We start from the raw sequence: 26,113 nt of genomic DNA on the forward strand, positions 1-26,113 counted from the left end.
GTGAATATATCACTTTGAGCAACTGAATGTCTGTTTTAGTATGAATTCATTCGGTGCAGAGCCACCGGCCTAATGGAATAACGATAAAGGAGCACCCTCATGGCTAACTATTTCAATACGCTAAACTTACGTGAACAACTTGATCAACTTGGCCGCTGCCGCTTTATGGCGCGTGAAGAATTTGCAACCGAAGCAGATTACCTGAAAGGCAAGAAAGTCGTCATCGTGGGGTGTGGTGCTCAAGGCCTGAACCAAGGTCTGAACATGCGTGATTCGGGTCTGGACGTTGCTTATGCTTTGCGCCAAGCGGCAATCGATGAAAAGCGTCAGTCGTACAAAAACGCCAAAGACAACGGCTTTGTGGTTGGTAGCTATGAAGATCTGATTCCACAAGCTGACCTCGTAGTTAACCTCACGCCAGATAAACAACACTCTAATGTGGTTGAAACGGTGATGCCATTGATGAAACAAGGTGCAGCACTGGGTTACTCACACGGCTTCAACATCGTGGAAGAAGGCATGCAAATTCGTCCAGACCTGACGGTTGTGATGGTGGCGCCAAAATGTCCAGGTACGGAAGTGCGTGAAGAGTACAAACGTGGCTTTGGTGTGCCAACACTGATTGCGGTTCACCCAGAAAACGATCCAAAAGGTGAAGGTTGGGATATCGCGAAAGCATGGGCTGCTGCAACTGGCGGTCACCGTGCGGGTTGTCTGGAATCCTCGTTCGTTGCGGAAGTGAAATCGGACCTGATGGGTGAGCAAACCATCCTGTGTGGCATGCTGCAAGCCGGTTCTATCGTGTGTTACGAGAAAATGATTGCTGACGGTATCGAACCAGGTTACGCCGGTAAACTACTGCAATTTGGTTGGGAAACCGTGACTGAAGCGCTGAAGTTTGGTGGCATCACGCACATGATGGATCGTCTGTCGAATCCGGCGAAAATCAAAGCGTTTGAACTGTCTGAAGAGCTGAAAGATCTGTTGCGTCCACTATACAACAAACACATGGATGACATCATCTCGGGTCACTTCTCAAGCACCATGATGGCCGACTGGGCGAACGATGACGTGAACCTACTGGGCTGGCGTGCAGAAACGGCGGAAACAGCGTTTGAAAACTACCCAGCAACGGACGTGAAGATCGCAGAACAAGAGTACTTCGACAATGGCATTCTGATGATTGCGATGGTTCGCGCTGGGGTTGAACTGGCCTTTGAAGCGATGACGGCATCTGGCATCATTGATGAGTCGGCGTACTATGAATCACTGCACGAATTGCCACTGATTGCGAACACCATCGCTCGTAAGCGTCTGTACGAAATGAACGTGGTGATCTCTGATACGGCGGAATACGGCAACTACCTGTTCGCTAACGTTGCGACGCCGCTGCTGCGTGAGAAGTTCATGCCAAACGTCGGCACGGACGTGATTGGTAAAGGCTTGGGTGAAACATCAAATCAAGTGGATAACGCGACGCTGATTGAAGTGAACAGCATCATCCGCAACCACCCTGTGGAATATATCGGTGAAGAACTGCGTGGCTACATGAAAGACATGAAGCGCATCGCAGTGGGTGATTAATCACTCGGCTTAAAAGAATTACAAAAGCAAACACAACAACATAAAAAAGAAAAAGGGCTTAGTCGCAAGACTAAGCCCTTTATATATTCAGCGTATCCGCTGCCAATGACATTCTGGCCGAATGGCCTTATTTATCCGCCAGTTTAGCTTCCAGCTCGGCGAGCTTGGCTTCCATCTCGGTCAGTTTTTGACGTGTGCGCAGCAGGACTTGAGTTTGAACGTCGAACTCTTCGCGGCTAACAACATCCAGTTTATTCAACTGTCCTTGAATCACTTGGCGCACTTTTTGTTCCACGTCCGCACCCAGCTCTTTCACTGGCTGAGGCATGGATTCGTGAATCTGCTTGGCAATTTGCTCAAGTTTTTTTGGATCAAACATGCGGTTTTCACTCCTATATTTATTCCGCTCATTCTATGCAATTCGTCGTGGAATGTCGTTAATTGCGACCATAAAAAAGGCCACCGAAGTGGCCTTTTGTGAGTCAGAAACTCTTTAGTGATTTACTTGTTCTCTGCCAGTTGGCGTTGTGCGGCTTTCGCTTCATCAACTCGGGCCAGTTTCTCCAAGTCTTTGTCTTCGACAAACACAGGCAGCGGTTTGTGTTTCTCTGCCAAGTAGCTGTAAATCACTGGCAGGACGAACAGGGTAAAGATGGTCCCGATCGCCAGACCAGCGACGATGACAATCCCGATACTGAAACGCTGCGCGGCACCGGCACCGGTGGCGTACATCAACGGGATCAGACCTGCAATCATCGCTGCGGTGGTCATCAGAATCGGACGCAGACGCACTTTAGCCGCCGCCATGACGGCATCAATACGATTGAGTTTGTTGTGCAACTGCTCTTCTTTGGCCACTTCACAAATCAAAATACCGTGCTTGGTGATCAGACCCACGAGGGTAATCAAACCGACCTGCGAGTAAATGTTCATGGTTGCCATCCCCCACGCCAGCGCAATCAATGCACCACAAATGGCAAGTGGCACCGACACCATGATCACGATCGGGTCTTTGAGTGATTCAAACTGAATCGCCAGCACCAAGAAGATGATCGCCAGGGCCAGACCAAACGTGGCATACAACGCGCTGCCTTCGGTCACGTACTGACGGGCTTCACCCATGTAATCGTGATTGTACCCTTTCGGCAGTTTGGTATCAGCGATGTTCTCGAACCACGCGATGGCATCCCCCATGGCAGTGCCGGGCGATGGAACCGCTCCTACGGTTGCTGAGTTCAACTGGTTGAAGTGTGGCAGCGCACGCGGCTCAGCCACGACATCAATGTTGATCAAGCTACCCAGCGGCACCGCTTGCCCATCTGCGCCGCGAACGTAGTAATTGTTCATCGACTCTGGGTTCAAGCGCCATTTACGTTCAACCTGTGGAATCACTTCGTACGAACGGCCGTTCAGGTCGATACGGTTGACGTAACCGTCCGCCATCATGGTGCCGAGCGTGACACCGATGTCTTGCATGGTGACACCATACGCGCCGGCTTTGTCCTTATCGATGTTGATTTTCATCGTGGCCGAGTCGTAGTTCAAATCCAAGTTGGAGTACACAAACAGCGGACTGTTTTGAACTTCGGTCAGCACGTCGGTTGCAATGGTAAACAAGCTCTCAAATGCGTTGGGCGTCGTGATGACAAACTGAATCGGCAGGCCTGAACCTGCACCCGGCAATTCCGGCATCTGGAAGGCGGTGACTGCCATCCCCGGAATGTCTTTCACCAAGTTACCCACGCGTGTGGTCACTTCAGCCTGGCTCGCTTCACGCTGGCTCCAAGGGACCATTGACGCGATACCAAACGCTTGGTTGGAATCTGGCACCCCGGTGAAGACCTGCGCAAATTGCACTTCTGGCTGATCGGAGAGAATCTTGTTCACATCCGCCATGGTGTTGGACAGGTAATCCAAGTTCGCATTGGATGGACCGGTACCCAGCAGCATGACCACGCCTTTATCTTCCGATGGTGCCAGTTCACTTGGAATGAACTTGAACAGCACCGGCAAGCTACCAAACACGATGATCGCAAACGCAATGACCACCGGTCGGTGTTGCATGACCGCACGCAGCATTTTTTCATAGCGGTTAGTCATTTTGTCCAGCACGTGGTGCACTTTCTGTTCAAAGCGATTCGGTTTTTCATTCGCTTTGAGCATTTTTGAACACATCATCGGCGACAGCGTCAGTGCGATAATACCGGACACAAACACGGAACCGGCCAGCGTGAGGGCAAACTCTTTAAACAGCGACCCGGTGATCCCGCCCATCAGCGCGATAGGCGCGTATACTGCACCCAGCGTGAGCGTCATGGCAATCACGGGCACGGCGATTTCACGCGTCCCGATAATCGCGGCGCGGAATGGGGATTCGCCTGCCTTGATATGACGGTCGACGTTTTCCAGCACCACGATCGCATCATCCACCACCAAGCCGATGGCGAGTACCATCGCCAGCAGGGTCATCAAGTTCCAGGAGAAGCCCATCGCCTGCATCACCATCGCCACACCAATCAGCGACAGCGGAATGGTGACGATAGGAATGATCACGGCGCGGAACGAACCCAGGAACAAAGTGATCACCACCAGAACGATCACTGCCGCTTCGATGATGGTTTTAATCACTTCATGAATCGATTCGTTGATCGCAACGGTGGAGTCATACAACACGTTCATCTTGATGTTGCTTGGCATGTTGCGTTGTAGCTCTGGCAAGATCTCCAACACATCTTTGGCGATGTTGATTGGGTTTGCACTGGGCGCAGCGTTGATTGCGGCAACCACCGCTTCTTGGCCGTTGGCACTCGCCCGGTATGTGTCGTGGCTTTTCGCCAATGTCACGTTGGCAATGTCGCCCAGACGAGTCACGTTCCCGTCTTCGGTTTTCACCACCAGACTTTTCAGCTCGTCGACGTTCGAGACTTGCGTATCGGCACTACCGTTAAACAGCACGAATTCGCCTATCGCTTGACCGGTAGCCGATTGGTAGTTGTTGGCACTCAGAACACTCATCACGTCGGTGGCGGTCAGGTTAAACGCAGCCATTTTGGCTGGGTCGAGCCACACGCGCAGGGCGTATTTCAGACCACCGTACAGATCGATACTGGAAATCCCGTTGATCGAGTACAGCTGAGGGTTGGTTACACGTTGCAGGTAATCGGTGATCTGACTCGAATCCAGTTCATTACTGGTAAAGCCGATGTAGAGAACCGCGGTGGTGGAACCGGTCGACATGGTCACTGTTGGGTCTTCCGCTTCTTTAGGAAGCTGAGAGCGCACCGAGTTGGTTTTGGCCAGCACGTCAGACAACGCCGCATTCGGATCGGTGTTGAGCTTCATGTTGACCGTGATTTTCGAAGTCCCCAAGACGGATTGCGACGTCATGTAGTCGATGTTATCGGCCTGAGCAACCGCCTGTTCCAAAGGCTGGGTAATAAAGCCTTGAATCAGATCGGCACTCGCACCGTAATAACTGGTACTGACGGTAATCACCGTATTGGTCATTTCCGGATATTCACTGACCTGCATTTTGAACACCGCTTGCAAACCAAGCAGCGCAATCAAAAAGCTGATCGAAATCGCGAGTACCGGACGTTTAATAAAAACATCAGTAAAGCGCATACATCCTCCGCTTACAGCATTGGGGTTTCAGCAGGAGGCGTTGTTGCATTGCTTTCGACAATGCGAACTTTGGCGCCATTACTTAAACGAACCTGACCTGAGGTCACCACCACATCGCCGGCTTTCACGCCATCAAGAATGTGGGCAATGTCTTTGGTTCGCTCACCCACTTTCACCACATGCTGCTGCACGCGTTTCACGCCATCTTCTTCGGTCACAACAAACACGTTGTTGCCGTACAGTGTAAAGGTGATTGCGGTTTGTGGCAGCGTGACCTGATTTTCCAGTTTCGGCAGAATGATGCTGGCGCGCGCAAACATACCGCTGCGCAGCTTCCCGTCGCTGTTTGGAATATCGGCTTGCACTTGAATCAGACCACTTTGCACGCTCACTGCCGGTTCAATGGCCGTGATCGAGCCGTGGAACGAAGTGGCTGGGTACGCATCGACAAAAATGTTCACGTCCTGACCCATCGAAATGCGCGAAATGTCTGTTTGTGGCACGGTAAAACGTAAACGCATCACGCTGGTGTCTTCCAGACGCACGATGTCGGTGCCCGGTTGCAAGTACTGACCCAGGTAAACATTACGAATACCGACCACGCCAGCAAATGGCGCTTTGATTTCGCGACGGGCAATCGAGGCTTTCAGGCTTTCGATGTCGGCAGACAAGGAGTAGTAATTCGCTTCGGCATCATCAAATGATTCTTTAGAAATGGAGCCTTTTGCGTACAGACCTTTGTAGCGTTCGTATTTGGCTTTCGCTGCCGGTAAGCGGGCCTGAGAACTTTTCAGGTTCGCTTTCTCGACGTCGGAATCCAGCATGACCAGTGGTTGGCCTTGAGTCACTTGTGTGCCTGACTCAAAGGTGATTTGGTCGATGACACCGCTGGTTTCTGTCGTCAGCGTGACGCCCTGATTGGGTTCAATAAAGCCGATGGCATCAATGACCGGAATCCAATCCACAGGTTTCACTTCGGTCACTGTGATTGGAAATTCTGCTTCAGGGCGATTGGCCATGTATTCAGCAATTTTCTTTTGCTTAAACAAATTGAAACCTATCACGCTGCCAAACAGCAGAATCACGATAAGTATCATGAAGAATGTCCACTTTTTCATTCTAGTGAGAACCCCAGTTTAGTGTTGAATGATTGTGTCCCAACAGGCTTCAATTACTGCCTGAAGGTCGTCGTTGCTTAGTTGGTACAAGCCGGACGCATGTTTTTGCGCCAAGGCGACAGTCGTTTCAAAACTTAGCGCCGCGAGGATTTGATTATCCAGCGGTTTGAATAAGCCTTGTGCTTTACCTTGATCGAACAGCAAATCGACTTTGGTAAACATTTTCCTCTCAAGTTCCTTAATGTTGCAACCAGTTGTTGTGGGTAATGATTCATATTGAACATAGTTGCAAATCAGATCACTGTCCGAGTTCGCCAAACTCCAGATGTTCAGCCACATGGTACGAAAACGCTGTTTCAGCGGCATGTCATCGCTGACATTGTCCTGCACAGCATCCGCAATTCGGCGACTGACATGTAAACGCACTTCACGCAGCAGATGTTCCTTATCGTCGAAGTAGCGATACAACGTTCCTGCGGCTACATCGGCTTTTCTCGCTAATTTGTGCATCGACAAACCACGAAACCCCAATTCTGCAATCAGGGTTTCCGCCGATTCAAGAATCGCCAGTCGCTTGTCAGTTAGTTGATCAGGCACAGAAAAATTCCGTAGTGAATGAACGTTCATCCATTATAGCTTATATTCTGCTCCTTTTTGCAACACAAATGTGCAGTAAAAATAAAGCCACGGTTTTTTCTTTGTGTGGAAAGCAGCGCCGACGGGCATTATCATTAGCAGCTTGAATAAGCAGACCCAGAGAGCAACATGAAGCTGAATCCAAGACAAGATGAAGCCGTGAAATACGTATCCGGTCCGTGCCTGGTTTTGGCGGGGGCTGGCTCGGGCAAGACTCGAGTAATCACCAATAAAATTGCCTATTTGGTTCAGCAGTGTGACTACAAGGCGCGCCATATCGCAGCCGTGACGTTTACCAATAAAGCCGCGCGAGAAATGAAAGAGCGCGTGGGTCAAACATTGGGGAAAGCCGAATCCCGTGGTTTGATGGTTTCGACTTTCCATACTCTGGGGCTCAACATCATTCGTCGCGAATACAAACAGCTGGGCTTAAAAGCGGGTTTCTCGCTGTTTGATGATCAGGACCAGTTGGCCCTGCTCAAAGAGCTGACCGAAAAACAGCTCGATGGCGACAAGGATTTGCTGCGCCAATTGACGAGCACCATCTCCAATTGGAAGAACGACATGCTGTCGCCGGAGCAGGCCAAAGCGCAGGCGCAGGGTGAGCAGCAGCAACTGTTTGCGTTTTGCTACGAGATGTATCAAAAGCAGATGCAGGCGTACAACGCACTCGATTTTGACGACTTGATTTTGATGCCGGTGCTGCTGTTGCGTCATCATGATGAGGTGCGTCAGCGTTGGCGCAACCGCATTCGTTACCTGTTGGTCGACGAATACCAAGACACCAACTCCAGTCAATATGAGCTAGTGAAATTGTTGGTTGGGGAGCGTGGCCGTTTAACCGTGGTGGGGGATGATGACCAGTCGATTTACTCATGGCGCGGCGCGAAGCCCCAAAACCTGGTGTTGCTTGGCCAAGATTTTCCGAATCTGCGTTTGATTAAACTGGAACAGAACTACCGCTCCACCAGTCGGATTTTGCGCGCGGCGAACATTTTGATCGCCAACAACCCGCACGTGTATGAGAAGTCACTGTTTTCCGAGATTCCCGACGGAGAAAAACTCAAAGTCGTGCTGGCGAATAATGAGGATCACGAAGCGGAAAAAGTGACGGCGGAGATCATCGCGCACAAATTCCTCAACCGAACCGAATATCGTGATTATGCGATTTTGTATCGCGGGAACCATCAGTCACGCTTGATTGAAAAATCCTTGATGCAGAACCGCGTGCCGTACAAGCTCTCCGGCGGCACCTCGTTCTTTTCGCGCGCTGAAATTAAAGACATCATGGCTTATCTGCGCGTGTTGGTGAATCCGGACGATGACAACGCGTTCTTGCGTATTGTGAACACGCCGCGGCGTGAGATTGGGCCAGCGACCCTAGAAAAACTGGGTAGTTACGCCAACATGCGTGGCAAAAGCTTGTTTGAGTGCAGTTTTGAGTTGGGGTTGGAGCAGCACCTGTCCGGTCGTGGTTTGGAGAATTTGCGCCGTTTTACCCAATGGTTGGTGGCGATCGCCGACAATGCCGAACGGGGTAATACCGTCGATGCGGTGCGTTCGTTGGTGCGTGACATTCATTACGAAGACTGGTTGTACGAAACCTCCTCCAGCGCTAAAGCGGCGGAGATGCGGATGAAAAACGTCTCGGATCTCTACTCGTGGATTGTGGCGGATTTGGAAGGTGACAATTACGATCAGGAAGAGAAAACCCTCAAAGAGGTGGTGCAACGCCTCACCCTGCGCGACATGATGGAGCGCGGTGAAGAAGATGACGACAGCGACGCGGTGCAACTGATGACGCTGCATGCTTCCAAAGGGTTGGAGTTTCCGTATGTGTATTTGATTGGTGCGGAAGAGGGCATTTTGCCCCATCAAACCAGCATTGATGAAGATAACGTCGAGGAAGAACGCCGTTTGATGTACGTGGGTATTACTCGGGCGCAGCGGGAACTGACATTTGTGATGTGCAAAGAGCGGCGCCAGTTTGGTGAATTGCTCAAGCCGACGCAGAGCCGCTTTTTGGATGAGCTGCCGTTTGACGATGTCGAATGGGAAGTGAAGAAAAAACCGCTGTCGCAAGAAGAGCGAATGGCCAAAGGTCAGGCACACATTGCCAACATTCGCGCCATGTTTAAGAAGTGATTGGCGACCGCACGTGAATAAAAAAGGCTTGGAATCTCCAAGCCTTTTTTGTGTCTGGTCTACTTACAAACCTTCAATCATGTGCTCGATGGCAGCCATGATTTCATCATCGCTACAATCCATACATGTGCCTCGTGGCGGCATCAGGTTCAGACCGTTAATCGCGTGTTGTTGCAAGACGTCTTTCCCTTGTGCAATACGCGGAGCCCAATCACCGGCGTTACCTTTGATGGGCGCGCCACTGACGCCAGATGCGTGACAGGCAATACAAAATGTGCCATAAACTTTAGCGCCATCACGAGGTCCGGTCGGTTCAGCGACAACCGGTTCACTGCCCGCCAAGTACACATCCCCAACGGGTTTGATGCGTTCGGCAATGGCGTCGTAATCGGCTTGGCTGGTGGCAAATGCTGCAGTAGAAAAGGTTAGTGCAGCGAACAATACGCTTAAGACTGATCGAGACATATCCATTAAACTCACTTTACATTCCAAAGGTAAGTGCTGCTTACCCAATTATTATTTAGCGTAGGGCGATTTAAAAAGCGATCAAAGCTGTTAAATCAATGTAAATATTGGGTGATTATATCCCGATAAGTTGTTGCAATAAACAACAAGTTGCGATCTTCAGGGGCTTAGTCACATCCTTTGTGTGGGGTTATTGGCAACTAACTGACGAAAAAGACGCCAAACGATAAAAAAAGTTGAAAAAGTACTAGACGCCCTTGGGGGATATCCGTATTATTCCACTCCGCCGATAGGGCATGCGCCCGTAGCTCAGCTGGATAGAGCGTTGGCCTCCGGAGCCAAAGGTCGAAGGTTCGAATCCTTTCGGGCGCGCCATTTCCCGGAGGAAGATCGGTAACAATTGATAGTGGTGGCTATAGCTCAGTTGGTAGAGTCCCGGATTGTGATTCCGGTTGTCGCGGGTTCGAATCCCGTTAGCCACCCCATTTGTCGGTGAATAGCGCAGTTTGGTAGCGCATCTGGTTTGGGACCAGAGGGTCGGGGGTTCGAATCCCTCTTCACCGACCACTCTTTATCTAGTTAGGCTTTAATCGCGTGACTAGTTCGGCAAGCAGCCGGTTACACAAATTGATGGTGGCTATAGCTCAGTTGGTAGAGTCCCGGATTGTGATTCCGGTTGTCGCGGGTTCGAATCCCGTTAGCCACCCCATTCTTTTAAAGAATAAAAGCTCGGTGAATAGCGCAGTTTGGTAGCGCATCTGGTTTGGGACCAGAGGGTCGGGGGTTCGAATCCCTCTTCACCGACCACCATTCAAAGCCTCGTCAGAAATGACGGGGCTTTTTTGCATTTGTAATTTGTAGGATGTTGGAAGCTGCGTTTGCTTTTAGCAGGCGCGAGTCGTGGGCTGGAGCGCCAGTCCGATCGAATCCTCATTCACCGACCATCATTCAAAGCCTCGTCAGAAATGACGGGGCTTTTTTGCATTTGTAATTTGGATGTTGGAAGCTTGGGCACTTGGAGGCTGAGTTTGCTTTTAGCAGGCGCGGGTCGTGGGCTGGAGCGCCAGTCCGATCGAATCCCCGTTCACCGACCACCATTCAAAGCCTCGTCAGAAATGACGGGGCTTTTTTGCAATTGTAATTTGGATGTTGGAAGCTTGGGCACTTGGAGGCTGCGTTTGATTTTAGCAGGCGCGGGTCGTGGGCTGGAGCGCCAGTCCGATCGAATCCTCGTTCACCGGCCATGATTCAGAGCCGCGTCAGAAATGACGGGGCTTTTTTACGTTTGTAGTTTGGAAGCTGGAAGCTGAGTTCGCTTTCATCACGCTCGGGTCGTGGGCTGGAGCGCCAGTCCGATCGAATCCCCGTTCACCGGCCGTTATTCAAAGCTTCGTCAGACATGACGGGGCTTTTTTGCATTTGCATGTGTGGTTTAGATACTTGGTAGCGCATTGGTGCACTCACTGGTGAGCTCGGCTTGAATGCGGCGTGGCAACGAGCGTGATGGTAGTGAAAAGGTTTTCCTGGGTGCGAGCGTCCACCGTTTGCGGGGCGATGAGGTGGGGGCATCCGTCACGAAGATGCCGGAATGGCATGCGCTTAGCGGTGATTAATTTTATCGATGTCAGGGAATGGTGCTGTTTCTGTGGTTCATTTGGCATTTTCTGGTTTTATGCGTTTGCGACGCCTGAAAGCCATCTAAGCTCTATGAGTCGAGTGAACCGCGAATGGCGAGTGTTGGGTCGTGGTGACGGTGAAATCCCTGCTTTTTTGTTTTAGATAGTTCTCGATAATCATGCTAATTAGTTTTGAAAGTTTGGTTTTATACACTGGTTTTTGATTTTAATTCCAAGATCTAACGCTTAGGTAATGGATTTCACTTGGCGGTTGTTTCTTTATTGTTAAAAGTCATTGTTTGCATAATTGTGAACAAATATGCGTACAGTCCTATTTACAATATTTTTATATTTACTCGGAATATAGAGTTTAAAACTATATGAATCGGTATGAATTGGCGTGCTAGAAACGGCTTTGATTATTTATATATGTAATTTAAATGCATAACAATTCGACAAAGCTGCTTTATTTTTGGCCGTTATCGATTTTTTATCCTCTCAATGTTGCTTTTCTGTGAAATATTTGCCAAATTGATGACCTTGTAAATTGCCAGAATAATGTACTGGTAAGAATGGATTCACTTGTACTCGTGGTGAGACGACCAATTCAGGTCGTGCGCCGTGAGTCTCAGACAGGGCAGAAAACTGCCGAAGCAGTAGAGGTCTGGTTAGATGTCACTTTTAGAAGTTAAAAACCTTCGTATTGAATATCCGTCACGTCACGGCGTCCATGCCGCGGTGAAATCGCTGTCATTCAACATTGAACGCGGTGAAATCGTGGGTGTGGTTGGCGAATCTGGCGCGGGTAAATCGACGGTGGGCAATGCCATCATCGACTTGCTCAGCCCACCGGGAACCATCGCCGGAGGCGAGGTGTTCCTTGATGGCCAAAAAATCTCCGGTTTGTCCGCAGACAAGATGCGCGCGGTTCGTGGATCTAAAATTGGCTTCATCTTCCAAGACCCAATGACGTCTTTAAACCCACTGTTTACCGTCGAGCAGCAGCTCAAAGAGACCATTCACGCCAACATGAAGGTGAGTGATGATGAGGCGTACCAACGGGCGCTGTCTCTGATGCAACAGGTGGGGATTCCTCAACCGGAAAACCGTCTGAAACAGTACCCGCACCAATTTTCAGGCGGCATGCGTCAGCGTGTGGTGATTGCCATTGCGCTGGCGGGCGAGCCGGATCTGATCATCGCTGATGAACCCACCACCGCGCTGGATGTGTCCATTCAGGACCAAATCTTGAGCCTGATTCGCGAGCTGTGCATTCAAAACAATGTGGGCTGTATGCTGGTGACGCATGATATGGGCGTGGTGTCGAACGTTACGGACCGCGTGGCGGTGATGTATCGCGGGGAGCTGGTGGAATTTGGCCCAACCGCCAAAGTGCTGGGCGACCCCGATCACCCCTACACGCGCAGCCTGATTTCGGCCGTGCCACGTTCAGACATCAAACTGGATCGCTTCCCGCTGGTGACCTACATCGAAGATGTGGGCGATCATCAATCACTGGATATCAAAAATCACTGGTTGGGTCAGAGTCAGGATCAGCGCCAATACACCGGCCCGCTACTGAACGTTGAACATGTGAACCTGCGTTTTGTGACCAAAGACTCGCTGTTTGAAAGCCGCCGGGAGTATGTTCAGGCGTCAAACGACGTAAGTTTTGAAGTGTTTGAAGGCGAAACTTTTGGTTTGGTGGGAGAATCGGGTTCGGGTAAATCGACCATTGCGCGTGTAATCGCGGGGTTGTATGAACCGAATGATGGTCGCGTGACCTTTGAAGGCATCGACCTCACGGCGATGAAATCCGAGAAAGAGCGGCGTCCGATGCGTCGTCAGATGCAGATGGTGTTCCAGAACCCATACACGTCCATGAATCCGCGCATGAAGATTTTCGACATCATTGCCGAGCCGATTCGTTTCCACAAATTGACACGTAACGAAGCGGAAACTCGCCAGATCGTGAACGATCTGTTGGATCATGTGGGTTTGGGGCGTCAATCGGGCGTGAAGTATCCTCATGAATTTTCGGGCGGTCAGCGTCAACGTATTTCGATTGCACGTGCGCTGGCGACGCGTCCGCGTCTGCTGATTTGTGATGAACCGACGTCAGCGCTGGACGTGTCCGTTCAGGCGCAAATTCTTAACCTGCTGAAAGACCTTCAGGATGAGCTGAATTTGACCATGCTGTTTATCAGTCACGATTTACCCGTGATTCGCCAGATGTGTGATCGCGTGGGTGTGATGAAGATGGGTACGTTGCTGGAAGTGGCACCGACCGAACAGCTCTTTAATTCACCGTCGCATGAATACAGCAAGCAACTGATTTCCTTGATGCCTGAATTTACAGGCTTGAGAGAAGATGTAAAAACGGCATAAGCCGTATCGGATTACCCATTCATTGGAATGGGGATTGATAAACAGAAGCAAATACAACAACTAGGGATTCGGATTCCCGCATAAGGAGTTATGCAATGAAAACCATGAAAAGCAAACTAGCAGTGGCTTTAATGGCAGCTGGCTTGAGCTTTGCGGCAAGTGCTGCAGACATCACAGTGGCTTACGACGCAGACCCAGTGTCTCTTGACCCACATGAACAGCTGTCTGGCGGTACGCTGCAACTGTCTCACATGGTGTTTGATCCACTTGTTCGTTACACGCAAGATCTGGATTTTGAACCTCGCCTGGCGACCAGCTGGGAACGTTTGGATGACAAAACCGTCCGTTTCCACCTGCGTGAAGGTGTGAAATTCCATTCGGGCAACACCATGACTGCAGATGATGTGGTGTGGACGTTTGACCGCCTGCAGAACTCTCCTGATTTTAAAGCGATTTTTGAACCGTACGAGAAGATGGTGAAAGTGGATGCTAACACCGTTGATTTGGTGTCAAAAGGCGCGTATCCGCTGGTGCTGCAAACGGCCACTTACATCTTCCCAATGGACAGCAAGTTCTACACGGGCAAGACTGAAGACGGCAAAGACAAGAGCGAAATCGTGAAGCACGGTAACTCGTTCGCTTCTACGCACATTTCGGGTACCGGTCCGTTCATCGTGACGCAACGTGAACAGGGCGTCAAAGTGGACTTTGAACGCTTCAAAGATTACTGGGATAAAGATTCCAAAGGCAACGTGGATCACCTGAAACTGGTGCCAATCAAAGAAGACGCGACTCGCGTGGCAGCGCTGCTGTCTGGCGACGTGGACATGATTGCCCCGGTTGCGCCAAACGATCACAAACGTGTGGAATCGGCGAAAGGCGTTGATTTGGTGACCCTGCCGGGCACGCGTTTGATCTCGTTCCAAATGAACCAATCCAATAACGAAGCGCTGAAAGATGTGCGCGTTCGTCAGGCGATTGTCTACGCGATCAACAATGAAGGTATCGTGGACAAGATCATGAAAGGCTTTGCGACAGCAGCCGGTCAACAGAGCCCGAAAGGTTACGCGGGTTACAACCCTGAGCTGGTGCCGCGTTACGACCTGAAGAAAGCCAAAGCGCTGATGAAGGAAGCGGGTTACGAGAAAGGCTTCACGTTGACCATGATCGCACCGAACAACCGTTACGTGAACGATGCGAAAGTGGCACAAGCAGCGTCTGCGATGCTGTCTAAGATCGGCATCAAAGTTGACCTGAAAACCATGCCAAAAGCGCAATACTGGCCTGAGTTCGACAAATGTGCGGCAGACATGCTGATGATCGGCTGGCACTCAGACACCGAGGATTCAGCGAACTTCTCTGAATTCCTGACCATGACGCGTAACGAAGAGACTGGTAAAGGTCAGTACAACTGTGGTCATTACTCGAACCCAGAAGTCGACAAATTGGTGGAAGCGTCTAACGTAGAAACTGACCCGGCGAAACGTGCGCAAATGCTGCAAAACGTAGAAAGCATTCTGTACAAAGATGCGGCATTCGTGCCACTTCACTGGCAGAACCTCGCATGGGGTGCGAAATCAACACTGGATATCAAACCAATCGTCAACCCGATGGAATTCCCATACTTCGGTGACTTGGTCGTGAAAGAGTAATTTCGCACACACTGCGTGAATGAGGCCTTTCGAGCTTCGGCTTGAAAGGCCCGTTGACGGCTTTGGTACTTAACTTTGTTTCAGTCGGGTTAGGTGCCATTTTTGAGACTGAATTTAATTCATGGGCGGTGCGTTGACCCGCGGTGAATTTTTCATGGAAAGTTAAGGGGCAAGGAATGTTTTCGTTTCTGGTCAAGCGCCTGTTTCAGGCACTGATAGTGATGTTTGTGATCAGTTTGGTGGCGTTTGCCATTCAGGATAACCTGGGCGATCCGCTGCGTGAGCTTGTCGGTCAATCGGTTTCGGAAGCAGAGCGTCAAGCGCTGCGTGATGAGCTGGGCCTCAACGATCCTTTCGTGACTAAATACGCTCGTTTTGTGACCGCTGCAGTGCACGGTGACTTGGGCACATCTTACTTCTTCAAGCGTCCTGCGGTAGAAGTGATTCTCGATAAATTGGTGGCGACGCTGGAACTGGTGTTCGGGGCTTCGTTAATCATTGTTATCTGTTCGATTCCGCTTGGGGTGTATTCGGCAATACATCCGAAAAGCTTCTTTACCAAACTCATCATGGCGGGCAGTAGTATCGGTATCTCGATCCCGGTGTTCCTGACGGCCATTATGCTGATGTATGTGTTCTCGATTGAGCTTAACTGGCTACCGTCCTACGGCCGGGGTGAAACCGCCAACTGGCTGGGCTGGGATTCGGGCTACTTTACACTCGATGGCTTGGCGCATCTCATTTTGCCGTGTGTATCACTGGCTTCCATCATGCTGCCACTGTTCATTCGCTTGGTGCGTGCGGAAATGCTCGAAGTGCTGAGCTCGGAATACATCAAGTTCGCGACCGCCAAAGGCTTGCCGATGAACAAGATTTACTATCAGCATGCGTTGAAAAACACCATGCTGCCTGTATTGACGGTCGGTGGGGTGCAAATCGGCACCATGGTGGCCTACACCATTTTGACCGAGACCGTCTTCCAGTGGCCGGGCACCGGCTTTTTGTTCCTTGAAGCGATTAACCGAGTGGATACGCCGCTGATCACCGCTTACGTCATTTTTGTCGGCCTGATTTTTGTGGTGACCAACACCATCGTCGACCTGCTGTATGGTCTCATCAACCCAACCGTTAACCTGACTGGCAAAGGAGCATAATCATGAGTCAAGTAGCTGCTGCTCCTTCACGTTGGGAGCGTTTTAAACAATCGGATTTTCTGTACTACTTCTTGCGCGACAAAGTGGCGATGTTCAGCTTCGCTGTCTTTATGGTGGTGCTGGTGGTCTCTTTGGTGTCGCCGCTGGTGGCGCCGACCAACCCGTATGATTTGTCGTCGATCGACATCATGGACTCCGAGTTGCCGCCATCGTGGATGGAAGATGGCGACGCGCGTTTCCTGTTGGGGACGGATAACCAAGGGCGCGATATTTTATCCACCATTCTGTACGGCTCACGTTTGTCGCTGACCATCGGCTTTTTGGCGGTGGGGCTGCAACTGTTCCTCGGCATTGTGATTGGTTTGTCTGCGGGTTACTTCGGTGGCCGTATCGACAGCTTCCTGATGCGTTTTGCGGACGTGCAGTTGTCGTTCTCGACCATGATGGTGGCGATCATTGTTTCGGCCATTTTCAAGGCCAGTTTTGGCAGTGAGTTCTTCAGCGAATACGCGGTGATCATGCTGGTGGTGATCATCGGGGTGGCGGAATGGCCGCAGTATGCGCGGACCATTCGTGCGTCGGTATTGGCCGAGAAGAAGAAAGAGTATGTCGAAGCGGCACGCGTGATGGGCTTTAAATCGCCACGCATCATGTTCCGCCATATTCTGCCCAACTGCTTGTCACCGATTCTCGTGATCTCGACTGTGCAAGTGGCAAACGCCATCATGTCGGAAGCGGCACTTTCTTTCCTCGGATTGGGGTTGCCGGTCGACCAACCATCGCTTGGATCGCTGATCAGTATCGGTTTTAACTACATCTTCTCGGGGTCTTGGTGGATCACCATCTTCCCGGGGATTGTGCTGGTGACACTGGTGTTGGTGATCAACCTACTCGGCGACTGGTTGCGTGATGTATTTAACCCAAAAATCTACAAAGGTTGATCAGAGTCGATTGATTTTGTTCATATAATCTACCTAAACTAAGAGTCGTAAGTGATTACGGCTCTTTTTTTGCATCTGTCACTGAACATTGAGCCATAACCATTGTCACTAGAATAGGATAACCATGGATATGAGAGTGGTCGTGATGCCTAAAGTCACCCATCGAGTTCTATTAAGCCTGTCTTGTTGTGCCGTGCCTTTCGTTACTTTACCGGCGCACGCCAAGGATTTTCTGTGCGATGCGACACAAGCATCAAGTCAGCAGTTGCCCGTACTGGATAAAGCTTGTCCGATCGGTCAAGGCTTATGGGGGAACTCGGCCCCGAAAGGCAAGGAATCAAATTTCTGGATTCAGTGTGGTTTGCTGGCGGAACCGCTGTCAGTCGACAAAGCCAAAGTGCTGTATCAAAACATGTCGACCGATGTATGGATGAAGCCGGAAGCCAAAGGCCAACGGTGTTTAATTGGTCCGTACACCGATTATGCCAAAGCGAAACGCGATCTCGCTGGTGTGCGCAGTGTGCCGGGTTACAAAGAAGCCTTTATCCGTGAAGTGCGAAAATCGGGTTCGGTGACGGCGCCCGTTGCGAAAAAACCGGCGACCGCAGCCCCCCGTACGCCCGCCGCAGCGCCGAAAAAAGTGACCCAACCGGCGCCCGTTCAAGCCGCGCCAGCGCCAGTCAAGGCCACCGCAACGGTACCGAGTCAAACACGCCCCACGCCTCCCAAAGCGGCCAATGGCGATGTACTGCTGCGCCATCAAACCACGTTGAATGGCCTCACGTACGCAGTGCCATACACCATGGCGGACAACGTGCAGTTCTACATGGAACACAATTTGGCGTGGAACCGTTTGAGCTACGATGGGGCAGAAAAGCTGTGCCGGAGCCAAGGCATGCGTTTGTCGACCGAAGAGGAGTGGAAGCAACTGCTCAACTCGAAAGTGATGGAAAACGAACAGTGGCCGGTCTATTTGCCCTATTGGGGATTCAACAAGAAAGGTTTGTTTACCAACGGCAAGATCACCAACCTCAAAGGCACGTCGCTGCTGAATGTGTTGTGTGTTCAGTAACGGAACGCCACATTGGCTGAGCCATATCAGCCCGATGACATAGAAAAAGGCCGAATCTGAGATTCGGCCTTTTGGTGATCACTTGCGGTGACTCGCGTCGCGTGATTAATCTTTAGAGATTGGCAAGGATTCCACGACCGCATTCATCAACGCTTTGTCTTCGCTAAAGAGGCGGAAGAACGGTGCCGATTGGTATAGATACTGCGCTTCTTCATCCCAACCCATGGAAATGTAGAAGTCACCAAAATCGCGGTACACATAGCGAATGCGTGTTTTTTGGTCTTCTTCTGTTTCGATAAACTCAGCGTAGCTGTAGCCTTGCTCATCGGTTGAAATCGACCACGTCCCTGGCGTATAGAATCCCGTTGGCAGAACCGAGTTGGTTTCAAACTCACCTTCGGTCAGTTGGTTCTCCGCGTATGAGTAGCTCAGCTCTGGGCCATCCAACGCTTCAATGAATTCTTTACCCGCTTCGACGAACATCTGGTATTCCGTCACACCCGCATAAACTTTGGTCTCTGCCGCAATCTGGTTGGCGAATTTAGTCGGCGTTCCGTCCAACCAGAACAGTTCTTGGCTGCCCACTTGAATCAGGAATTGGTCGCCATCGGTGTTTTGGTACAACACTTTGGCCTCAAAACCACCGAAGTTGCTCAAAGAACCATCGCTTTGCAGTTCGACGCTCCAACAATCTTTATCCGCCGCTTGCACGTAGGTGCCGCTCACTTCGTCCAGTTGGGCTAGGCGATCAAACGCGGTTTCGTTGTTCCACGTGTTGGTGTCACTGATGTTGGTTTTGTATGGGTCACTTTGTGCGTCCGTTCCCCAACACATTTGCAGTTGACCATCGTTGTTGAGTAGCGCCGCGTAACCTACTTCGCCATCGATGTCAGCAAAGCTGCCCATTTTCCACTCTTGGTTATTGAACTGCTTGAGGGTAAAACCAAGTTCTGGTGTTTCTGGCTCTGGTTCCACGCCGTCCATAATTTCAGGCAAAGTGAAGCTGGCGCTCACTTTGGCGGCTTCGTTATCCAGGCCGTAAACCACGAACGTTTGTCCGGCTGGGTAGGCCTTGTTGGGTGTCCCAGCAATCGTGACCACGGCTTGGCTGGCATCCACGTTGATACTGAGGCCGTCTGCGCTGATGGTGCCGACTTGGTAGTCGCTGATGGTGCCATCGCTGTCGCTAAATAGGCCCGCTAGGCTTAATGTCTGTTCGAACGCGACCCCTTGTTGGAGTTGCCATCCATCGACGATCGCTTGCAATTGCTCTTGTGTGTCTTCTTCCACAACAGGCAGTTGGTTGGTCGAGGTAATGGTGAGCGTCAAAACCACCTGGAGGGGAGAGGTCAGCGTCTCACCTTGTGAATCCACATCGTTGGCTTGCAAGGTGATGGTGAATGAACCGCTTGCCGCGACTGGGTTGACCGCGCCCAATTGGAGTGTGTTGTTCGAGACACTGACAGAAATACCGGTGTCCCCCAGTTGCGTGGTGCTTGTGCTGACGGTTGGGGTGGTATTGTCTTTATCATTGAACAGACCGTCGAGCGCCAACGAAAGGCCCGCAAAGCTCTCGTTTTTCGCAAGGGCGGCTGCACTGAGCTGCAATTGCAGTGATTCTGCGACGGTTTTATCCACCGTCAATTTGTAGTTCAACTGCGTGCTGGCGTTGTTGCTGTCATCGATGGTGATCACCGGTTTGTAGGTGTTGGACGTCAACTGCTCTTCATCCATGCTTTCCACTTGCGTTTGCGCTGCCGCCACGATGGTGGCCGCTTGAGCATGGTAGTTGTCACCCGCCACGGCTTTCGATTCTGTCAGGATCTGCGCGGTTTTGTGCAGTTTGCTGTTGGCCTTATCGCCAGACACAAAGTCACTGTAGACGTCGTCGACTTGATCGGAAATCCCAAGGCTCACGGCGACACTGGTTTTCGCGGCTTCTTCATCTCCGCCGTTGCTGCTCATTTCAATCGCCACCAAATCGGTGATCGGCGAAATCACGGTAGATGAGCTAGGGGCACGGAAGACGACTTCATGGGTCATCACCTGATCAGCATTATCCGAATCGTAGGTGTAGATGCCCACGTATTTTGAGTTGTAGTTTGCCAAGGCAGTTTGCGCCGTCCCGCCCGGGATCAGGGTTTGCAGGGCAAGTGAGCCGCTGATTTCGGTGTCGGCCGGTAACGTGTATTGACCGTTCTCATCGGTTAAATCGAAAATCGTATCGGTGCCGATGGTGAGCACGCCATCGTTGTTGGTGTCATCGAACACAACCGCCTGATAGAAGTAACCATCGAATGCGGTGATGGTGGTACCTTGCGCCGCGGTCTCGCCGCTGCTGCCATCAGAACCACCGCCACAGCCACTCAATGCCATCGCCACTGACACTGCCAGTAAAGTCATTTGTTTCATTATTATATCCCTGTCGATTTCAAATCAGATCGCTGACACATTGTTATTCCGCACTGCCACTGCTGAGTACGGAACGAAATACGTTGTGGGCAACTTTCTACCTGTTTGAATTCGCGCTTTCAATATACGGAAATTAAATAAAAACCCGTAAAATAATTTATTTTTTTATGATTCATGCGATGTGTGACAACGATGAACAAATAAGCATCAGCGGTTAGTGCACCGGTTGGCGATAAATCAGGTTGATTTTGAACGTTTCCAATAAATGGGCATATTCCGGCCGCGGGCGCAAAATGTAGGTGTATATTTCGCCATCTAACGGGATGTCGTATTCGGAATATTCCAGATCGGAGGACAAATTGGTTAGGTGCTGCGGGTTTTGATATTCAAAGCAGGCGGGCGGATAGTTGCCATAATAATCCCCCGAAAAGACCATCAAGGTTTGCTGATATTCCGTCATGCCCGTCAGTGAGGAGAACGCAAAATACGGTTCAAACTGGCGACACGATAAGTTACCAACTTCAGCGGTAATATTTAAGTCGGAATCCGCAGGTTGATAATAGTCCGGATTATCGAGGCGGCGGTTATAGATGTAATTCATCATGCTCACCCAGTAATAATGGTGTTGTTCATTCAGCATCAGGTAGTCAAACCGGCTCGTTTGATACAAATATTGGCCGGTCGTGACGTTGAGGCGCGCTTCGGCAGCGGCCGGGACGTCCATCAAGGTGTCGGTTTCATAGCGGTCACCGTTGTAGCTGGTGACCAGAAAATTCGTCCCCGACCCCATTCGCGCGGTGTAGCTTTGTCGAAACGTCCAACGCATGAAGGTGTTGGAGTCGAGATCGAAATCAATGTCTTGAGGGCGCCGTTGGTAATAGCCCACCTTTTTAAAGTCACTTGGCGTTGGGCAAGTGAGGCGGCTTTGGCTCATGGCATAGAGCACCGTGCCATGGTCAAGATAGAACCCTTCGCAATACAGGACGTCGAAGTCATAGCGTTTTCCACCTAATTCGCGGGTGGTGTGAATGCGATATAAATACTTGTTCTCCAGCTGTTGGCTGTCTTGCTGCTCTTCGACATCAATGTTGGCGAGAGTAAAACTCACGCTTTGCCACGCCTCTTCCTGATGGTGGTCGTCGTTGGCTTCGATCAACACCGTGACGGCGCTTAAGTCCGGTTCAACGAGGCCGTTGAGTGTCAGAGACTGCGCCAGTGCCAACTTGAGCGAACGACTGTTGATGGAGACACGGTAAGTGATCAAATCCCCCTCCGGATCGCGAAACAAATCATCGATGTTGATCTGGTAATGCGCCGAATCGGTGGTGCTGAGTTGCCACGTTGCCATGTCCTCGCTGATGCGCTGGTAAGCTTGTTGATTGAGTTCAGGCGGTTGATTGGGGGGCTCGTCGCTGGCGAGTGCATGTTCGCCTGCGCTGATGATGATCTCGGTGCCGATGCCGCTGGACAGCAATGCCTCCAGTGGTGTCTCTTCCTCGGCGGCGTCTGGCAATGGTGCGGTGGGTAGTGGCGTGGCATCCAAGTCGCGCTGGGCGTTGTCAGGATCGGCTGCCGATGAGGCGCGCTGGCTTGGGGCGGCCGAGTCGGTCAAATTCAAAGCGTCACTGCGCGCCGCCTGAGGACGTGCTTGGGATAGAGCGGCTTGAATGGCGCGCTCGATGGTATCGAGCGGGTTGGAATGACTCGGCCAGCATAACCACACGCCGAGTACCGTGGAGGCGAGGGGCAGCAGTAGGCGCATCATGAACTGAGTCTCGATTGAAACCAACACAGCGCGAATTTGAGGTCTTTTTCAATCAGGCTGCGGCTGCACTCGAGCAGCTCACTGATTTCATCGATTTTCATGCCAATCAGGTATTTCAGCTTTAAGGCGTTGGATTGGCGTGGGTAGCGTGCGCTAAAGGTGTCCAACGTTTTGTCCATGATGATCAGTTGTTCAAACGACGCCGCGGCGTTTTTCTCGGCTACTACCGTGACGGGCAGGCGTTTTTGTGCCTGCTTATGACGGGCATGATCAATCAAAATTTGGCGCATGATTTTGGCCGCTTTGAGATAAAAGTCGCGGCGGTGATGAACATCATCCAGCGTCGATTGTGATAAACGCAAATAGGCTTCATGCACCAAGGCGGTAGTGCTGTGAATGCTGTCGTTGATGACGGGATTGCCATCGCCGTATTTGCTGATATTGCGGGTTTGCTCTTGCTCGGCCAAACGGCGTAAATGGGCATAGGCGATGCGGTATAGCTCGCTCTCGGCACGTTTGTCACCTTGTTTCCAGTGATGTAGCACTTGGGTAAAAGGGGTGTGGTTCATTGGCTGTCCTTATGTTGCCGTGTGAATTCGTCGACGCTGAGGGTTTGCATCGACTCTTGCCCATCCATGGCACGATGTTTTCGTTGTTGATAGCGATAGAGAATGCCTTGATCCCATTGCGCGCCCGCGGGCAGGTATTCCCAGCTGGTGTATTGGGGGCCGCGTTGAGGGTCAAACCAGGTCACCGTGAGGTTGAGGTCGGCCAGGGTCAGTGCCGACGCGTTGGTGTTCAGCCACCACATGTCTTTGTACTCAGTGGTCACGTCCTGTGAGTAAGCGCTGGGCTGCTCAGGGCATTGCGTGGTGCCGGTTGGCCCCCGCAACACCGCATGTGGGCCGACTTTCAAACATTGATGCGCCATGCCCGAAGCAAGGTAGCGGGTGCGTAACCAGATCCCTTGATACGGGATGTGATCCCCTTTGCCTGTGGGGTAGGTGAACCACATCATCTCACTGCGATTGCTGTGGCGGACGTTGGGGGTGTGGCCCAAGCCTTGTGCTTTTTCCATATACAGCTGCGTGGTCGGGTCGAAGTTCATCGCGATGGTGCGGTACTTCCAATCCCCGTCGTCGTCAAAGTCTTCAATATAGAAGCCGTTCAAATCGTTACGCGTGCAGCCGTGCCGGGCGCAGCCAATCAAGCCGCCTTTAAACGAAAAATCATCCAGCGGGGTCGATTGCATTTGGCGCAACCCATGTTCCGGTCGCAATTGGCAGCCGTTGAAGAAGTCCCCCAACGCCGGGTATTCGATCAGCGTGTTCCCACGAACGGCAAAGCGGACGATGCCCACCGGGCGGTGGTAATTCGGGTGATTAGCACGGTCGAGGTTATAGGCGCAAATTTTGCCCTGCCAGTCTTTTTTCGGCACCAGGGTACTTTCAAACTGCACGCCGAGTGGGCGGTAGACGATTTGATCCGACGTGAAGTTGTCGGTGATGTATTGCTGGCTTTGGGTCAGGTGTTCGATGGCTTCGCGGGCGGAAACCAAGGGTAAATCCAGTTCGTCGAGGTGCTCGTCGATGAACGACAAATCAATCTGCTTAAGTTGCTGCAGAAATTTTTTATCCGTTAAGGCATCGCTGAGCAGTTTGATCTCAGCGTTGTTTTGCGGCGTCGCGTCGAGGGTCAGTAACAGCCGAGTCATGTTGATGCTGCGGTTGACCTGCGTGCTGGCTTGCGTGGGTGTGATGACCTCCTGACCGCTGAGCGTACTGAGTAAGTATCCGTTGTCATCTTGACCGAGGTAAAAATAGATGATGTCACCCGGTCGGTATGAAAATTTCCCTTGGTGCGTGGTGCCACTCAGCCCCGACGTGGTTTTATAAAATAAACCCGTGACCGGCGCGTCAATGAAGTGGCCTTCTCGCGTCTCGGCGCTCGCCAACACAGGAGGGAGGGAAAGGAGGCCGAACATCAGCCAAAACAGGGCAAATCGGGTGGTCATGGTTTCGTCGTCGCGGTGGAATCGGCCAAGGCCGTGTCATCGGGTGGTGTAGGAACCGGTGTGATCAACGCCAGCAGCATTTTTTGTTTGATGTGCTGGGGCAAGTCGGGGTTGGAGAGCACGCGTAAGCGCGTGATGGCCAACATGGCTTCAATGGTCAAGGGTTGATCGTGGGAATCTTTGCTGTGAAACAGCAGCTGCGTGAGTTCAAACAGCATGTTCTCGGAGATTTTCTTCTCTTGTGAGAGCTGGTGGTTTTTGTCCACTACGGCGTAAGTAAAGCTCGCTCCTGATGCCAAGAGTAGCGAGACCAGCAAGCAATAAAATGGCCGCCGCTGTATCAAGCGACGCAGGATATACACCGGTTGATGCTGCTTGAGTGAGATCGGTCGCAGCGCCAGAATGTGTTCTAAGTCGTGGCGCAGGTCGCCAACGCTGAGATAGCGCTGCTCAGCTTGAGGGGCGATGGCTTTCTCCACCACGTGTTGCAAATCCGAGTTGGCGCGTAGCCTTGGAAACAAACACTGCAGAATCTTGCCCAATGAATAGACGTCACTTTGCTGCGTCAGGTAGTCCCCTTGCTTTTGCTCTGGGCTGGCGTATTGATCACTAAACGCCAAAAGTGACGAGTCCTCGTTGGGCAACGTATTCTGCTTGAGCTTCTGCGTCAGGTTGAAGTCGATGAGCTTCGGCTGACGCGCTGCATCAATCAGTATATTTTCCGGCTTGAGGTCGGCGTGCAGAATGTGATGGTCATGGGCATGCTCAACCGCCTGACACACCTGAATGAAGAGCTTGAGTTTCTCTTGAACCGATAACGTCTGCTGCTGAAGATACGCATCCAGCGTTTGCCCCTCAATACGCTCCATCACGATGTACACCTGATCGCGAAACAGACCGCCATCGTAAACTTTCGCGATGCCGGGGTGGTTGAGGCGCGCCAGAATCTGCGCTTCGGTAAACAGCGCCCGTTGGTCGAGGTGGTGCACGATATGAGGCTGAATCAGCTTGATGGCCAGTTGCTGTTCATAGGTGTTGTCATCACGCGTGGCAGAATAAACCAGCCCTAAGCCGCCACGTCCAATCTCTTGATGCAGGCGATATTTGTCGATGACTTGGCCGCTGTAATCGTAGTGGTCTTGCACCCAGTCGTTGGCGTGCTCGGTGAACACATGTGGTAGCTGAGTGGTTTGTAGCTGATGAATCAATGGGAGCACTTGCGCATGTAAGGCGGGCTTCTGTTGGCGAAGCTGGCCGAGTGCGGCCGTTTGTTCAGCGTCAGTGAGATCAAGCCAATCATAAAAAAATTGGGTTGGAGAGTCAGTCGAGCACACGGATTTGTTCAGAATGGATCGTAATGCGCCGTAGTGTATCGAAAATGTGTGCAAAAGGTGAAATATTTCTTAATCTTGGTACGTTTTGTTGCGGAAAAACTAAGCAATACGGGTGAAATTCATCACTGAGCGGAATGAAATAAAAAAGCCACTGACCCGCTTGCGCGGATCAGTGGCGAGGGTTCGCTTGTGT

17 protein-coding genes and 5 tRNA genes are annotated in these 26,113 nt (G+C 51.3%); 12 read left to right on the forward strand and 10 right to left on the reverse strand.

Annotated elements, in window-relative coordinates:
* Nucleotides 1–99 precede the first annotated feature (99 nt).
* Nucleotides 100–1,584, forward strand: a complete 1,485-nt coding sequence (gene ilvC / locus ACS18Q_RS00290) for a ketol-acid reductoisomerase (protein ID WP_004728352.1) — start codon at nucleotides 100–102, stop codon at nucleotides 1,582–1,584.
* Nucleotides 1,585–1,711: 127 nt separating this feature from the next.
* On the opposite strand, the gene ubiK is transcribed toward ilvC, so the two are convergent.
* From ubiK to ACS18Q_RS00310, 4 genes are all read right to left on the reverse strand, one after another.
* Entirely contained in the window at nucleotides 1,712–1,963 is a 252-nt protein-coding gene (ubiK, locus tag ACS18Q_RS00295) for a ubiquinone biosynthesis accessory factor UbiK (RefSeq protein WP_004728353.1), read from the reverse strand.
* Nucleotides 1,964–2,085: 122 nt separating this feature from the next.
* Nucleotides 2,086–5,208: a multidrug efflux RND transporter permease subunit gene (locus ACS18Q_RS00300; RefSeq protein ID WP_004728354.1), complete on the reverse strand. Its 3,123-nt coding sequence runs from the start codon at nucleotides 5,206–5,208 to the stop codon at nucleotides 2,086–2,088.
* An 11-nt stretch (nucleotides 5,209–5,219) separates the two neighbouring features.
* Nucleotides 5,220–6,326 carry an efflux RND transporter periplasmic adaptor subunit gene (locus ACS18Q_RS00305; protein ID WP_038152543.1) on the reverse strand — a complete coding sequence of 369 codons (1,107 nt, stop codon included), beginning with the start codon at nucleotides 6,324–6,326 and terminating at the stop codon, nucleotides 5,220–5,222.
* Nucleotides 6,327–6,344: 18 nt separating this feature from the next.
* Nucleotides 6,345–6,953, reverse strand: coding sequence for a TetR/AcrR family transcriptional regulator (locus tag ACS18Q_RS00310; RefSeq protein WP_050780285.1), 609 nt, complete (start codon nucleotides 6,951–6,953; stop codon nucleotides 6,345–6,347).
* A gap of 138 nt (nucleotides 6,954–7,091) precedes the next feature.
* Here ACS18Q_RS00310 and rep point away from each other — a divergent pair, with 138 nt between their 5' ends.
* Nucleotides 7,092–9,107 carry a DNA helicase Rep gene (rep, locus tag ACS18Q_RS00315; RefSeq protein ID WP_004728357.1) on the forward strand — a complete coding sequence of 672 codons (2,016 nt, stop codon included), beginning with the start codon at nucleotides 7,092–7,094 and terminating at the stop codon, nucleotides 9,105–9,107.
* A 63-nt stretch (nucleotides 9,108–9,170) separates the two neighbouring features.
* Here the strand turns inward: rep and ACS18Q_RS00320 are convergent, their stop codons facing one another.
* Nucleotides 9,171–9,578: a c-type cytochrome gene (locus ACS18Q_RS00320; RefSeq protein WP_004728358.1), complete on the reverse strand. Its 408-nt coding sequence runs from the start codon at nucleotides 9,576–9,578 to the stop codon at nucleotides 9,171–9,173.
* 292 nt (nucleotides 9,579–9,870) lie between these two features.
* Here ACS18Q_RS00320 and ACS18Q_RS00325 point away from each other — a divergent pair.
* The 10 genes from ACS18Q_RS00325 to ACS18Q_RS00370 all read left to right on the forward strand — a co-directional run bounded on the left by ACS18Q_RS00325 (nucleotide 9,871) and on the right by ACS18Q_RS00370 (nucleotide 18,395).
* Nucleotides 9,871–9,947, forward strand: a tRNA-Arg gene (locus ACS18Q_RS00325).
* A gap of 34 nt (nucleotides 9,948–9,981) precedes the next feature.
* Nucleotides 9,982–10,057 (forward strand) — tRNA-His (locus tag ACS18Q_RS00330).
* A gap of 5 nt (nucleotides 10,058–10,062) precedes the next feature.
* Nucleotides 10,063–10,139 (forward strand) — tRNA-Pro (locus ACS18Q_RS00335).
* A gap of 66 nt (nucleotides 10,140–10,205) precedes the next feature.
* Nucleotides 10,206–10,281 (forward strand) — tRNA-His (locus tag ACS18Q_RS00340).
* Between the two features lie 21 nt (nucleotides 10,282–10,302).
* Nucleotides 10,303–10,379, forward strand: a tRNA-Pro gene (locus ACS18Q_RS00345).
* A gap of 1,481 nt (nucleotides 10,380–11,860) precedes the next feature.
* The gene (locus ACS18Q_RS00350) at nucleotides 11,861–13,576 is read left to right on the forward strand and encodes a dipeptide ABC transporter ATP-binding protein (protein ID WP_154180554.1); all 1,716 of its coding nucleotides are present in this window, start codon (nucleotides 11,861–11,863) and stop codon (nucleotides 13,574–13,576) included.
* A 95-nt stretch (nucleotides 13,577–13,671) separates the two neighbouring features.
* Nucleotides 13,672–15,228, forward strand: a complete 1,557-nt coding sequence (locus tag ACS18Q_RS00355) for an ABC transporter substrate-binding protein (protein ID WP_004728361.1) — start codon at nucleotides 13,672–13,674, stop codon at nucleotides 15,226–15,228.
* Nucleotides 15,229–15,404: 176 nt separating this feature from the next.
* Nucleotides 15,405–16,382: an ABC transporter permease gene (locus ACS18Q_RS00360; RefSeq protein ID WP_004728362.1), complete on the forward strand. Its 978-nt coding sequence runs from the start codon at nucleotides 15,405–15,407 to the stop codon at nucleotides 16,380–16,382.
* 2 nt (nucleotides 16,383–16,384) lie between these two features.
* Nucleotides 16,385–17,323: an ABC transporter permease gene (locus ACS18Q_RS00365; RefSeq protein WP_004728363.1), complete on the forward strand. Its 939-nt coding sequence runs from the start codon at nucleotides 16,385–16,387 to the stop codon at nucleotides 17,321–17,323.
* Between the two features lie 124 nt (nucleotides 17,324–17,447).
* The gene (locus tag ACS18Q_RS00370) at nucleotides 17,448–18,395 is read left to right on the forward strand and encodes an SPOR domain-containing protein (protein ID WP_158141269.1); all 948 of its coding nucleotides are present in this window, start codon (nucleotides 17,448–17,450) and stop codon (nucleotides 18,393–18,395) included.
* A 105-nt stretch (nucleotides 18,396–18,500) separates the two neighbouring features.
* On the opposite strand, the gene ACS18Q_RS00375 is transcribed toward ACS18Q_RS00370, so the two are convergent.
* From ACS18Q_RS00375 to ACS18Q_RS00395, 5 genes are all read right to left on the reverse strand, one after another.
* The gene (locus ACS18Q_RS00375) at nucleotides 18,501–20,807 is read right to left on the reverse strand and encodes a hypothetical protein (protein WP_441257231.1); all 2,307 of its coding nucleotides are present in this window, start codon (nucleotides 20,805–20,807) and stop codon (nucleotides 18,501–18,503) included.
* A gap of 214 nt (nucleotides 20,808–21,021) precedes the next feature.
* The gene (locus ACS18Q_RS00380) at nucleotides 21,022–22,572 is read right to left on the reverse strand and encodes a hypothetical protein (RefSeq protein WP_441257232.1); all 1,551 of its coding nucleotides are present in this window, start codon (nucleotides 22,570–22,572) and stop codon (nucleotides 21,022–21,024) included.
* Entirely contained in the window at nucleotides 22,569–23,141 is a 573-nt protein-coding gene (locus ACS18Q_RS00385) for an ECF-type sigma factor (protein ID WP_014204133.1), read from the reverse strand. Before ACS18Q_RS00385 ends, ACS18Q_RS00380 begins: the two co-directional genes overlap by 4 nt.
* Nucleotides 23,138–24,586, reverse strand: coding sequence for a chromosome partitioning protein ParA (locus ACS18Q_RS00390; RefSeq protein WP_441257233.1), 1,449 nt, complete (start codon nucleotides 24,584–24,586; stop codon nucleotides 23,138–23,140). Before ACS18Q_RS00390 ends, ACS18Q_RS00385 begins: the two co-directional genes overlap by 4 nt.
* Nucleotides 24,583–25,920, reverse strand: a complete 1,338-nt coding sequence (locus ACS18Q_RS00395) for a serine/threonine-protein kinase (RefSeq protein ID WP_441257234.1) — start codon at nucleotides 25,918–25,920, stop codon at nucleotides 24,583–24,585. Before ACS18Q_RS00395 ends, ACS18Q_RS00390 begins: the two co-directional genes overlap by 4 nt.
* Between the last annotated feature and the right edge of the window lie 193 nt (nucleotides 25,921–26,113).

The sequence above is a fragment of the Vibrio sp. Vf1514 genome (genome assembly GCF_052076135.1).
GTDB lineage: Bacteria > Pseudomonadota > Gammaproteobacteria > Enterobacterales > Vibrionaceae > Vibrio > Vibrio furnissii.